Raw genomic sequence first — 11,997 nt, 5'->3', positions numbered from 1 at the left:
AAAATATTATTGCACAACTTGAACTGTACCGTTTTCAACACTGAATAACTGATATGAGATAGACAAATCATGTAAGTGCTTTTGTACTGATTCATGGTCTAAGGTGGTAATAAAAACTTGACTACCAAGTTGGCTCAATCGCTCAATTAAACGTTGTTGTGCGGTTAAATCTAATTCTGCTGTCACATCATCTAATAATACCACAGTTTCCTTATTACAAGAATGTAGCATTGCGATTTGCGACAGTTTTAGTGCGATCATCAGCAGCTTTTTCTGCCCGCGCGACAGGATCACATCAGCATCCCCCATCGGGGTCTTTAAACGCAAATCTGCGCGATGTGGGCCATATTCGGTATAGCGTCGCTCACAGTCTTTTTCATGCTGGTTGGTCAGATCATTTAGCAGGCCGGTTTCACTATGAAAGCCCGGACTGTATTCCAGACTGACTTGCAATTCAGGTAATAACTGTTTCAGATCATCTTCAAAAAATGGCTTCCATTGTTCCACAATCCCGACACGTTGCGAGTGCAGGATTTCACCATATTCACTCAGCATCTGGTTCCACGGTTCCAGATCAGACAGACTGAGAAAGCGTTTGCTTTTGAGCAGACTATTTCGCTGTTTCAGCGCACGAGAATAATATTGCCAGGCATGATAAAACTCTGGTTCCACGTGGAACATTAACCAGTCGAGCAATTGACGTCGTGGTTTGGCACCATGATCGATGATATCGGTACTTTGTGGATCAATCAGTTGCAAGGGTAACAGTTTGGCCAGTTGTCCCTGAGTTGCCACTAGATCGCCATTGACCTTGATCAACTGTTCCCCGCTGGCCATTTTTTGCATGCCTATTTTTTCAGTCGCAGATTGTGCAAACACAATCGCATCCTGTGCGCCATGCTGGATATAATTTTTGGGAATATGGGTACGGAAAGAACGACCAGCAGCAAGTAAATGAATCGCCTCTAAAATCGAGGTTTTACCTGAACCATTTTGGCCATAAAAAACATTAAACGGCTGCAATCCTTGGAGAGCAACCGTCTTTAAATTCCGCACACGCTCAATATGTAAACGCGTAATATGCATGTCTTATATAAATATCAAGAGCCGCGGCTTAAACACGCATCGGCATGACGACATAGGTTTGATCCGTATGCGCCGGGTCTTGTACCAAGACAGACTGATTCGCTTCAGTCATGGTCATTGACACATCATCGCCATCAAGCACACCGAGTACTTCAATCAGATACTGCGCATTAAATGACATTTCTAGCGGTGAATCAGCATATTGAATCGCCAGATCTTCAATCGCTTCATCCTGCTCCGGGTTATTGGCGCGAAGTTGCAAAGAATCGGCATTAAAGTTTAGAAACACACCACGCAGCTTTTCATTACTTAAAATCGCCACACGTTGCAAAGACTGCTTGAACACGTCATGTGTGATCATCACCACTTTGTCGCCACCACGTGGAATCACACGGCGATAATCCGGGAACTTACCATCAATCAGCTTGGTGGTGAAACGCACGGTAATATCCGCCTGTTCCTTGTCACGGCTTGGCATCTTGATGGTCACATTGAGCAGTTCACGACCAATCAATAGAGATAATTGCTCATCTTCAACGCTGAGCAGGCGCTGTAATTCTGCAACGGCCTTACGTGGCACAATCGCCTGAATCGGTTGTGCTGCAGTGGATTGTGCCGCTGTTTCACACAGTGCCAGACGGTGGCCATCGGTGGTCACAGCACGTAGCTGATTGGCATCAATTTCCAGCAAGGTACCGGTCAGGTAAAAACGTACATCCTGAACCGCCATGGCAAAAGCAGTTTTTTCGAACAGGCGTTTTAGCTCACGCTGTGTCACCGTTACTTGCGTGCCTTGGGTGTTTTCAGTGTTCAGCAATGGATAATCATCAGCAGGCAATGTCCCCAGTACAAAACGGCTGTTGCCTGATTTAAGGATGCAGCGCTGATCTTCAGTGATATGCAAATCCACCAATGCTGCTGAAGGAAGTGACTTACAGATATCAATCAGCTTACGTGCAGGAACTGTGGTCTCGCCTTCCTGCAAACATGCACCTTCAGCCAGTGCTGTACTCGCCACCAGTTCAACTTCCAGATCGGAACCGGTCACGGTCAATGCTTGCGCAGTCACCTGAATTTTCAGGTTAGACAAGATATTCAAGGTATGGCGACGTTCAACCGCTCCTACGACATGTGAGAGAACATTCAGTAAGCTTTCTTTCGCGATTTTTAAACGCACGGTGCATTCCTCTAAAGCTGAAGATTAATATAGAAAAAGTGATTTTTTTGACGGTTTACTATGCGGCAAAAGCAGCCGCATAGCAAGAATAGAATTTGAGCGATTTAGGTCAACTTTGCAACAGACGTTGCAGGTTTTTATAGTCTTCGTTAAAGATCGGATCTTCTTCACGCAGACTCTGTACTTTCTCGCAAGCATGCATCACGGTACTGTGATCACGACCGCCAAAAGCCATGCCAATTTCCGGAAAACTGTCGCCTGTTAATTCACGTGCCAGCCCCATCGCCAGTTGACGTGGGCGGGCATAAATCCGGGTGCGTTTTGGACCGACCAGTTCTTTCAGCGGAATCCGGAAATACTCACTCACGACACGCTGAATATTTTCAGTACTGATAGTACGGGCACGAATCGCCAGCACATCTTTTAAAGATTCACGCACCACATCCAGATCAATTGGTGTGCCTTTAAAACGTGAAATCGCCACCACTTTGTTCAGCGCACCTTCCAGCTCACGCACGTTAGCCACCACCTGCTGGGCAATAAACAGCGCACAGTTACGTGGTAAATCAACCTGGTTGCTTTCTGCTTTTTTCAGCAGAATTTCAATTCGGGTTTCAATATCTGGTGGTTCAACTCCGACCGACAACCCCCAGGAAAAACGTGAAACCAGACGTGGATCCAGTTCGGTTAGCTCTTTAGGATAACGATCTGAAGTCAGAATAATCTGTTTGGACTCATCCAGCAGTGCGTTAAAGGTGTAGAAAAACTCGACCAGACTGGCCTCTTTACCGGCCAGCAAGTGAATATCATCGACCAGTAATAAATCCAGAGAACGGCAATTTTTCTTAAACTCTTCGACTTTGCCCTGTTGCAACGAGCTGACAAAGTCCTGCACAAAACTTTCTGCGGTCATGTACATGACACGTGCATTCGGTTTTGCCTGCAACAATGCATTACCCACGGCCTGCATCAAATGGGTTTTACCCAGACCCGTCGGACCATATAAAAATAAGGGGTTGTGCTGTGAAGCCCCCAGCTGGGTCAATACCTTGCGACAGGTTTCTGCCGCCATCTGGTTAGATCGACCTTCTACAAACAACGAGAAGGTAAACAATGGATTCAACTGACGTCTACGGCTATTTTTGCCGCTGTCTTCTTTTTCTTTCTTCGGTTTCGGCACCGGCATCGGTGTCGAAGTCAATGCCGCCGTCGTAGTCGCCGGTTGTTCACTGGCAGATAAAATCGCCCCTGGACGTGAATCCACTAAAATTTCGACCTTGCGTACCCGTCCTTCAGACAATTGCTCTGCCAGAATCGTGATCAGTTCCAGATGATGTTCTTGAATGTAACGCGTCCAGTAAGGATTAGGTGCATACAAACGCAAGCTGTCTTCCAGCTCTTCTGCAACCAATGGGCGAATCCACATTGTAAAGACATTTCCAGAGAGCTCTTGTCGCAGGCGATTTAAGCAGTCCGTCCAAAGCATGTGAATCCCCTATTCATTCCATTGTTCATTCAAAAAAGATGACCGCGACCAAAAGCGGGTCGCCATTCTAACCAAGTTATCCACATCTGTCATGGCAATTTCCACAAAAACTGTGCAAAAAGAAATCACCATGCATAAAATTAAATTTAAAACCCGGTGTGGATAAGTTTATCCGCAAGCTGTGGATAAAATATATCATAAAGTTATCCACAAAGTATAAAATTAATAGAAACAGTTTTATCCACAATATAAGTTCATGTTTAAATAAATAAAAAGTGGCTTATCCATAGAAAAAGTGCTCCCTAATAGTAATAAATTTAAATTTATAAATTTGAATTTATTTATAAGATCACTGGTTTTTGTGGATAACTCAAAAAACTTCAAATTTAAATTCAAAACCGTAAGTTAAATTTAAACTCTGGATAACATGTGGATAACTTTGTTGATAGAGTTGTTTATAACTTATATATATTTATATAACAATAACTTAATTTGTGATTAACTTGAATTGAACTATTTTTTATTCAGTTCTCTGAAAAACCAGAGGCTTTATCTTTTTTGATCTTATTTGAAAAGAAAACCGCTTTTGCATTGACAGCTCAAGCAATGAGCACTAAAATCGCGGACCTTCATAGAAAGATCATTTTTTGGAGTTTCAATATGAAACGTACATTCCAACCGTCTGAATTAAAGCGTAAGCGTGTTCATGGTTTCCGTGCTCGTATGGCTACTAAAGCTGGTCGTCAAGTATTAGCTCGCCGTCGTGCAAAAGGTCGTCATAGCTTAACTGTTTAATCAGTTACGCTAAGACGATTTTGGGTGTTATGACAAAACTTTATAGTTTTGGCACAGAGTTGCGATTACGCTGTGCTGCCGATTATAAAGGTGTCTTTGATGGTGCGCTTTTTAAAGTGCATCAACCCCATTTCTTATTTCTTGCAAAACATTCCGAACTGCCAAATAGCCGTTTGGGTTTAGTTGTTGCCAAGAAGAAAGTGCGACGTGCACACGAAAGAAATCGAGTAAAACGACTTGCTCGCGAAAGTTTTCGCCTGCATCAACAGCAATTAGATGACTTAGACATTGTAATCATGCCGAAAATGGGTGTTGAAGCAGTGCCTAATGCAGAATTGCACCAGCAATTACAATTTGCCTGGCAGAAACTGAACCGTCTCGCCAAAAAGCATTCAAAAATAGCCCCCTCCCCACAAAAGTAGAGTTGGCCAATGGTACGTTTACTGCATTGGTTGATCCGTTTCTATCAGATTGCGATTAGTCCTCTTCTTGGACCGCGCTGTCGTTATATTCCAACTTGTTCTCAATATTCCTTGGAAGCAGTCCAGATGCATGGCGCTGGGCGTGGAGTGTGGCTGGCTACTAAACGTATTTGCCGTTGTCATCCGTGGGGGGGCTCGGGATATGATCCTGTTCCCTCAAAAGCGATTCGTTTTATTTCATTTCAGCAAATAGATTCTCAAACGCTTCACGTTGCTGTACCCTTTCGTGATCGTTTATTGAACCAAAATCACTCTCACCACTTGGGGTAATACATATGCAACAATGGGCCAGGATTGCAATTCTCGGAGCCATGTTTGTTGTCGCATATTTGCTCATTTTGGCGTGGCAAAAAGATTATGGAAATGCTGAAACAAAACCGCAGCAGGAAACTGCTGTTGTTTCGCATGACGTATCTGCAGATTTGCCAAATGGTCAGACGGCTACAGTTGCCTCTGATCTGCCACAAGCAAATGTGCCAGCACAGCAAGCCACGGATGCCACAGCACCTGTAAGTCAGCAGCTTATTTCAGTACAAACTGACCTTTATCACCTTTGGATCAATCCTAAGGGTGGTGATATTGTTCGTATTGAATTACTCAATCATGACAAGAACAAAGACAGCGATGAACCGTTCGTGATGCTGGAAAGCGATGCGAAACGTACTTATGTCGCCCAGTCTGGCCTGATCGGTCTGAATGGACCGGACAGCAGCCGTAACGGCCGTCCAATGTATGAGCTGGAAAAAACGGCTTATACTCTGGCAGATGCGAAAACAGTCAAATCCAAAGATGGTGAAAACCTGAAAGTATTGTCTGTACCGCTAGTGTTTAAAACCGCTGACGGGATCGAGATTATCAAGACCTTCAATTTCACTGAAGGTGAATATCCGGTCGTGGTAAATCACAAAGTGGTTAACCGCAGTGGCCAGACTTGGCAAGGTCAGATGTTCGGTCAGATCAAACGGGATAACTCGGAAGATCCAGGCAAATCTGATCAGGGGATCTTCACGCTGGGAACATTCCTCGGCGGTGCATGGGGTACTCCGGACGAGCAGTACAACAAGCTTAAATTCGACAACTTTGTTGAAGAAAAAGTCAGTACTGAAGCGACAGGTGGTTGGGTGGCAATGGTACAGCACTACTTTGTCAGTGCATGGGTTCCAGGTCAGCTGAAGTTGACTCAAGGCAATGGCGAAGCTTATAGCGCCAAGCTTGAATCACGTAAATCAACCGATAACATGAACATCATCGGTTTTACCTCACCGACGTTCAATGTGCCTGCAGGTACAGTGGCTGAAATTGATGCGACTTTCTATTCAGGTCCAAAAATCCAGTCAGAACTGAAAGATTTGGCTGCGGGTTTAAACCAGACCGTTGATTATGGCTGGTTATGGCCAATTGCGAAATTACTGTTTGTCGGTCTTGAATTCTTCCATGGTCTGGTGGGTAACTGGGGCTGGGCAATTATTCTGTTGACTATCTTGGTGAAAGTAATCCTGTGGCCATTGTCGTCGAAGAGCTATCGCTCGATGGCGAAAATGCGTGTGATTGCGCCAGAAATGCAACGCATGAAAGAAGAGTTCGGTGAAGACCGGATGCGCTTCTCTCAAGAAATGATGGCATTGTACAAACGTGAACAGGTCAATCCGCTTGCCGGCTGTTTACCGCTGTTATTACAAATGCCGATTTTCCTAGCCTTGTACTGGGTATTGATGGAATCTGTGGAACTGCGTCATGCGCCATGGATGCTGTGGATTCAGGATTTGTCTTCAATGGATCCTTGGTTCATCCTGCCGTTGTTGATGGGCTTGACGATGTATATCCAACAGTCGTTAAATCCACAACCGACGGATCCAATGCAGGCAAAAGTCTTCAAGTTTATGCCGATTATCTTTACCGTATTCTTGTTGTTCTTCCCGGCAGGCTTGGTCCTGTACTGGATCGTCAACAACTTGATCACGATTCTGCAACAAACTTTGATTAACAAGTCTGTTGCCAAAGATCGCGCGAAACGTGATGAGGCCACTCCAGTCAACTAAGTTGTACGGATAGGCTGAATAAATCCGCTTAAGATGGTAATCTTAGGCGGATTTTTTTTGGCTGTATTTTTGAGTCTTTGCAGGTGAATTTTATGCTCAACCGAACCACAACTATTGCTGCGATTGCCACTCCACCAGGACGTGGCGGCGTTGGGGTGATTCGCCTGTCAGGCCCGAAATCCTATGAGATTGCCCAGCAACTGACACAAAAAGAGCTGCCTAAAGCCCGTTTTGCCGGTTTCCGCCAGTTCTATGATGCGGCCGGCGAAGTCATGGATGAAGGACTGGCGATTTGCTTCCCGAATCCAAACTCTTTTACCGGCGAAGATGTGGTCGAGTTGCAAGGTCATGGCGGTCCGGTGATTCAGAATGCCCTGCTTGGCCGTTTGCTGGAGCTCGGAGCTACAGCGGCTAAAGCCGGTGAGTTCTCGATGCGTGCCTTTGAAAATGGCAAGTTGGATCTGGTACAAGCTGAAGCAATTGCCGACCTGATTGATGCAACTTCGCAAGCGGCTGCACGTTCTGCTGTACGTTCACTGCAAGGGGCTTTCTCGACCAAAGTCAATGCAGTCCTTGAGCAGCTGATTCACCTGCGTTTGCATGTGGAAGCTGCAATTGATTTTCCGGAAGAAGAAATTGATTTTCTCGCAGATGGCAAAATTTTAAATCTGCTGGATGGCGTATCCAGTGCAGTCACTCAAGTACAGCAATCCGCACGTCAAGGTCAATTGTTACGTGAAGGTTTACAGGTGGTAATTGCAGGGAAACCGAATGCCGGTAAATCTTCCTTACTGAATGCATTAGCTGGAATTGAACGCGCGATTGTGACCGATATTGCCGGTACCACCCGTGATGTCCTGCATGAAAAAATTACCTTAAATGGTCTGCCGATTACCCTCACCGATACTGCGGGCTTGCGTAAAACTGGCGATATCGTGGAAAAAGAAGGGATCCGCCGCGCAATTAAAGAAATCGAACAGGCCGATTTATTGCTCTTGGTCTATGACTTAAGCCAGGGCGAAGATCCGCTGCAACTCGCCCAGGAATATTTTGCTGAACATATAGAACCGAAACGTTTGATGCTGATTGGCAATAAATGCGACCTGACCGGTGCTGAAGCCGTGATTGGAGATTTAAATGGTTTCCGGCATATCGCAGTCTCTGCCAAGCAAGAAACTGGCGTTCAAGCGCTCATAGAGGCGATTACAGCGCATGCAGGCTTCCAGCCTGAGGAAGACACCTTTATCGCACGTACCCGTCATTTAGATGCAATGAAGCGCACTCAGCTCTATCTGGCTGAGGCGCGTGAACAACTGGTGGTGTATAACGCCGGTGAACTGGTGGCGGAGTCCTTACGTCTGGCGCAAAATGCATTGGGTGAGATCACTGGTGATTTCAGTGCAGATGACCTGCTGGGCAAGATCTTCGGTTCATTTTGTATTGGTAAATAATTATTTAATAAGCATCAAGAAAGCCCTCAACTGAGGGATTTTTTTAGGCTGGTCGATGAGATTTTTGATAAGCCCACCATAGTGCAAAACACAGCAAACTAATCGCGATACAAAAGCTGATTACAGCGAAATCCAGCCCCCAGTGATCGGCCAGATAACCCACGGCAATGATAGGGACAATAGTGCCCAGATAGGCAATAAACAGATAGGTCGACATGACGGCTGCACGGTTGTCTAAGCTGGTCATTTGATGAATCAGGGCAAAAGCACCCATCAGGGCAAAACCATGGCCGATCCCAAAGCAAATATCACTGATAAAAAATAGTAGGCTGATTTTCGAATACATACATAGCGCCAAAACCATCAGGCTCAAGCACATCATTATCAGGCCGATATTCAGACATTTAGACGCTGCGACCGCTTTAGCCATAAATTGCACGATCACTGAAACTACCAAAATACTGGTAATGGCCAGTCCGCTGACCAGAGGCCCATGCCAAGGTAAAATATTGCGCACAAAAGATGGCGACAGTGAAGCAAACAGGCTAAAGGCGGCAAAGGCACTAAAAGCCGTCACTGCAATAATCATAAACACCCGATGAAACTGCGCTTCAGGTCGTTGCAGTTTAGGCGCCATGCTAAAGGGCTGCGCCTCAAACTTGGGTGCTTTGATCCAGAACAGGCCAATCAAACACAGTACGGCGCCCAAAATCACCGGTAAATATGGCATCACCAAAGGGGCAGCGGAAAACTGCGCAATCACACCACCGACCAAGGGTCCCAAACCAAAACCCATTGCGGTGATGATTGAAATCAGTTGTGGTGCAGTGTGTTTATGGCTTTCTGGGATGGTATGCATTAAACCCATCATGGCAGAGGTGGTCATCAGGCCCGAGGCAATCCCAATAATAAAACGGCCAATCGAGAGGATCAGTGCATTCTGGGCAAAAACGGAAATAATGAGACCCAGCGTAATCAGGGCCAGACCAATTTGCAGGGTCCGTAAAAATCCGATGCTGTTACTGGTTCTGCCCAAAAACAACAAGGTCGAGAGACAGCCAAACATATAGGCGACAAAAATGTAGGTGATCTGGCTGGGCAGCAAATGCCAGAGCTGTTGATAAATCGGATAAAGCGGACTGGCCAAAGCGGTGCCAATCGTTCCCATCATTAAAGCCAGGCTGACCATCAAGAACGGTCGCCAGCTGGTCGTTGTTGTCATGAAAATGCCGTTATAGTGTTGATCCTTGGCCAATCCATGTCAGGGCGTAGCGAGGAAAATAAAAAGTGTCTGCAGTTTAGAATGGATGCAGAAAATCGGTCAAGGTTGAATGAGTAAGATATTTATCATTTAAAATATTTTAAATATATAAAACAATTATTTATTATGAATATTGATATGTTTTCTAGATATATTGAAGTTAAATATAATGCTATACATTATGTTCCACGTGAAACATGGTGAGCTTGTTTAATTGAGTGTAAACAGTAACATAAATGTTTGAGAAATTTAAAAGCAGAGCAATTAGAATCGAGCATATTCTTATCCAATTCATGTAGAACATTCATGTTAAAAAAAACACTGATCATTAGTTTAAGTACATTGGTTTCAAGCTTCGCATTTGCCAATATTGATACGGTACAAGCTAACTTGGCAAAAAACAGTCCCAATTTAAAAATTGAAAATATTCAGACCACCGAGATGAAAGGTATCTATAGCGGTTCCATGCAGGGCCAAGTGGTTTATTTGAATGAAGATGCCAAGCATCTGATTGCTGGCCCGATGCTGCGGATTCAGGATCAGCATAATCTGACCCGTGATTTAATGCTGAAACAAAATAGTATCGACTGGAAAAAATTACCGCTTCAGGATGCTGTGAAAAGTGTAAGAGGTACGGGTAAACGTCAGATTGCCATCTTTTCTGACCCAAATTGCCCGTATTGTAAAAAGCTTGAGCTAGAGCTGAAAAAATTGAATGACTTGACCATTTATACCTTTATTCTTCCTTTAAAACCCCAGTCGGTTGCTCCTTCAAAACAGGTGTATTGCGAGTCTAATCCAGCTCAGGCATGGGAAAATCTGATTGCTCAAGGGATTCAACCTAAATCGAAAAAAAGTTGCGCCAATCCGATTGAACGGAATAAAAAACTGGCTCAGTCTATGGGGGTGAATGGTACTCCTGCGATTATTTTTTCCAATGGTTTTAAGGTGATGGGCGCCTATCCGGCAGAGCAGATTGAACAGATCTTTAGAGAATTCAATTTATAAAAATTAAGTAAACATATCAGTCGCTCAATATAAAAAAGCACCTTTTCCGGTGCTTTTTTATTCAGGTCGTCAAATCAACCTCAGAAACATCTGAATGGTTTAGACTGTACGGCGTTTGGTTACCATATTATAAATAAACAGAATAATCACAGCACCAATCACGGAAGCAATCAGCCCTGCTGCGGAATCTGCCGAATATAGACCGAGCATACGGCCACCAAAAGTCGCCAATAAGGAGCCAGCAATACCCAGCAAGGTGGTCATGATAAAGCCTGCCTTGTCATTACCCGGGTGAATGGCACGTGCAATCAGACCTGCTACAAAACCAATGACGATCGCCACAATAATTGTCCACATATGCATACTCCTTCTTGTCATGTCTTTGTTTTCACATCTGTTTAATCATCTTGAAATAAAGTCAGGATTATAAAAAGTTGAATCCTGAAACGAGATGTTATTTTTTGTTCCCGGTTTCCTGTCCATTTTAGGCATAAAAAAAGTGGCTTATGCCACTTTTTTCAACCTGATTTTAAAGACCGATTTCACCAATAAATGGCAGGTGACGGTACTTCTGGTCATAGTCTAGGCCATAACCCACAATAAATTTATCTTCAACTTCAAAGCCCATAAATTCGACTTTCAGATCGATTTCACGACGCGATGGTTTACTTACCAAAGTACACAGTTGAATCGAGTTAGGTTCACGGGTTTGCAGGATTTCGAGTACCTTGCTTAAAGTGTTGCCTGAATCAATAATATCTTCAACCACCAACACATCTTTACCACGGATTTCACCGTCTAAATCTTTCAGGATTTTTACATCACGTGACGATACCGTGCCACCGCCATAACTGGACACAGTCATGAAATCCAGTTCATGCGGTTTTGAAATCACACGACATAAATCAGCCATAAAAATCACTGAACCACGTAATAAACCGATGAGCACAAGTTCTTTGTCACTATTGGCATAGTGTGCATTGATTTGAGCACCAAGCTCTTTGACTTTAGCTTGAATTTCTTCAGCGGAAATCATTACGCTCATTTGAACGGTCATGGGTAGATACCTAAAAAGTAAAAATAGCAAAATAAAAAAGGTGTTGACCTGCAACACCTGAATACGTCGCAATTTTAATACATCCCTAGCAGAGATGCACCTGTTTTGCTGGCGGTAAATGTAATCATTTTTTAGCCGCTGTTGAATCGCGTTTC

12 protein-coding genes are annotated in these 11,997 nt (G+C 44.3%); 6 read left to right on the top strand and 6 right to left on the bottom strand.

The window, feature by feature from the left end; translation table 11 throughout:
- Positions 1 to 6 precede the first annotated feature (6 nt).
- The 3 genes from recF to dnaA all read right to left on the bottom strand — a co-directional run bounded on the left by recF (position 7) and on the right by dnaA (position 3,749).
- Positions 7 to 1,086 carry a DNA replication/repair protein RecF gene (gene recF / locus Q9R21_RS12700; RefSeq protein WP_180039048.1) on the bottom strand — a complete coding sequence of 360 codons (1,080 nt, stop codon included), beginning with the start codon at positions 1,084 to 1,086 and terminating at the stop codon, positions 7 to 9.
- A gap of 28 nt (positions 1,087 to 1,114) precedes the next feature.
- Complete coding sequence (dnaN, locus tag Q9R21_RS12695; RefSeq protein ID WP_311204623.1) at positions 1,115 to 2,263, bottom strand: DNA polymerase III subunit beta; 1,149 nt, start codon at positions 2,261 to 2,263, stop codon at positions 1,115 to 1,117.
- A 109-nt stretch (positions 2,264 to 2,372) separates the two neighbouring features.
- Positions 2,373 to 3,749 (bottom strand): chromosomal replication initiator protein DnaA, encoded by a 1,377-nt coding sequence (dnaA, locus tag Q9R21_RS12690; protein WP_004281934.1) that lies wholly within the window; start codon positions 3,747 to 3,749, stop codon positions 2,373 to 2,375.
- 660 nt (positions 3,750 to 4,409) lie between these two features.
- Between dnaA and rpmH the strand changes: the two genes are divergently transcribed.
- From rpmH to mnmE, 5 genes are all read left to right on the top strand, one after another.
- Entirely contained in the window at positions 4,410 to 4,544 is a 135-nt protein-coding gene (gene rpmH / locus Q9R21_RS12685; RefSeq protein ID WP_000831329.1) for a 50S ribosomal protein L34, read from the top strand.
- A 29-nt stretch (positions 4,545 to 4,573) separates the two neighbouring features.
- Positions 4,574 to 4,966, top strand: coding sequence for a ribonuclease P protein component (gene rnpA / locus Q9R21_RS12680; RefSeq protein ID WP_004281932.1), 393 nt, complete (start codon positions 4,574 to 4,576; stop codon positions 4,964 to 4,966).
- A gap of 9 nt (positions 4,967 to 4,975) precedes the next feature.
- On the top strand, positions 4,976 to 5,296 hold the full coding sequence (yidD, locus tag Q9R21_RS12675) for a membrane protein insertion efficiency factor YidD (protein WP_004281931.1): 321 nt from the start codon (positions 4,976 to 4,978) through the stop codon (positions 5,294 to 5,296).
- Between the two features lie 5 nt (positions 5,297 to 5,301).
- Complete coding sequence (yidC, locus tag Q9R21_RS12670; protein ID WP_005245552.1) at positions 5,302 to 7,065, top strand: membrane protein insertase YidC; 1,764 nt, start codon at positions 5,302 to 5,304, stop codon at positions 7,063 to 7,065.
- Between the two features lie 92 nt (positions 7,066 to 7,157).
- Positions 7,158 to 8,516, top strand: a complete 1,359-nt coding sequence (gene mnmE, locus Q9R21_RS12665) for a tRNA uridine-5-carboxymethylaminomethyl(34) synthesis GTPase MnmE (RefSeq protein ID WP_262472138.1) — start codon at positions 7,158 to 7,160, stop codon at positions 8,514 to 8,516.
- A 43-nt stretch (positions 8,517 to 8,559) separates the two neighbouring features.
- Here mnmE and Q9R21_RS12660 read toward each other — a convergent pair whose 3' ends face one another.
- Positions 8,560 to 9,705: an MFS transporter gene (locus tag Q9R21_RS12660; protein ID WP_311204630.1), complete on the bottom strand. Its 1,146-nt coding sequence runs from the start codon at positions 9,703 to 9,705 to the stop codon at positions 8,560 to 8,562.
- A 378-nt stretch (positions 9,706 to 10,083) separates the two neighbouring features.
- Between Q9R21_RS12660 and Q9R21_RS12655 the strand changes: the two genes are divergently transcribed.
- On the top strand, positions 10,084 to 10,785 hold the full coding sequence (locus Q9R21_RS12655; RefSeq protein ID WP_005245557.1) for a DsbC family protein: 702 nt from the start codon (positions 10,084 to 10,086) through the stop codon (positions 10,783 to 10,785).
- A 99-nt stretch (positions 10,786 to 10,884) separates the two neighbouring features.
- Here the strand turns inward: Q9R21_RS12655 and Q9R21_RS12650 are convergent, their stop codons facing one another.
- Together Q9R21_RS12650 and hpt are read right to left on the bottom strand one after the other, a co-directional pair.
- Positions 10,885 to 11,142: a GlsB/YeaQ/YmgE family stress response membrane protein gene (locus Q9R21_RS12650; RefSeq protein WP_004281926.1), complete on the bottom strand. Its 258-nt coding sequence runs from the start codon at positions 11,140 to 11,142 to the stop codon at positions 10,885 to 10,887.
- Positions 11,143 to 11,314: 172 nt separating this feature from the next.
- Positions 11,315 to 11,842 (bottom strand): hypoxanthine phosphoribosyltransferase, encoded by a 528-nt coding sequence (hpt, locus tag Q9R21_RS12645; protein WP_004647133.1) that lies wholly within the window; start codon positions 11,840 to 11,842, stop codon positions 11,315 to 11,317.
- Between the last annotated feature and the right edge of the window lie 155 nt (positions 11,843 to 11,997).

Origin of the sequence: Acinetobacter sp. RG5, assembly GCF_031844265.1 — a bacterium.
GTDB lineage: Bacteria > Pseudomonadota > Gammaproteobacteria > Pseudomonadales > Moraxellaceae > Acinetobacter.
Note: the sequence above shows the minus strand (reverse complement) of the source record. Positions and strands in the feature narration are given on the sequence as shown.

Excerpts from the sequence above, each read along its gene's own strand:
- yidC (WP_005245552.1), top strand. The coding sequence starts at position 5,302 with ATGCAACAATGGGCCAGGATTGCAATTCTCGGAGCCATGTTTGTTGTC.
- recF (WP_180039048.1), bottom strand. The coding sequence starts at position 1,086 with ATGCATATTACGCGTTTACATATTGAGCGTGTGCGGAATTTAAAGACG.
- dnaA (WP_004281934.1), bottom strand. The coding sequence starts at position 3,749 with ATGCTTTGGACGGACTGCTTAAATCGCCTGCGACAAGAGCTCTCTGGA.
- Q9R21_RS12655 (WP_005245557.1), top strand. The coding sequence starts at position 10,084 with ATGTTAAAAAAAACACTGATCATTAGTTTAAGTACATTGGTTTCAAGC.
- mnmE (WP_262472138.1), top strand. The coding sequence starts at position 7,158 with ATGCTCAACCGAACCACAACTATTGCTGCGATTGCCACTCCACCAGGA.
- rpmH (WP_000831329.1), top strand. The coding sequence starts at position 4,410 with ATGAAACGTACATTCCAACCGTCTGAATTAAAGCGTAAGCGTGTTCAT.
- yidD (WP_004281931.1), top strand. The coding sequence starts at position 4,976 with ATGGTACGTTTACTGCATTGGTTGATCCGTTTCTATCAGATTGCGATT.
- rnpA (WP_004281932.1), top strand. The coding sequence starts at position 4,574 with ATGACAAAACTTTATAGTTTTGGCACAGAGTTGCGATTACGCTGTGCT.
- hpt (WP_004647133.1), bottom strand. The coding sequence starts at position 11,842 with ATGACCGTTCAAATGAGCGTAATGATTTCCGCTGAAGAAATTCAAGCT.
- Q9R21_RS12660 (WP_311204630.1), bottom strand. The coding sequence starts at position 9,705 with ATGGTCAGCCTGGCTTTAATGATGGGAACGATTGGCACCGCTTTGGCC.
- Q9R21_RS12650 (WP_004281926.1), bottom strand. The coding sequence starts at position 11,142 with ATGTGGACAATTATTGTGGCGATCGTCATTGGTTTTGTAGCAGGTCTG.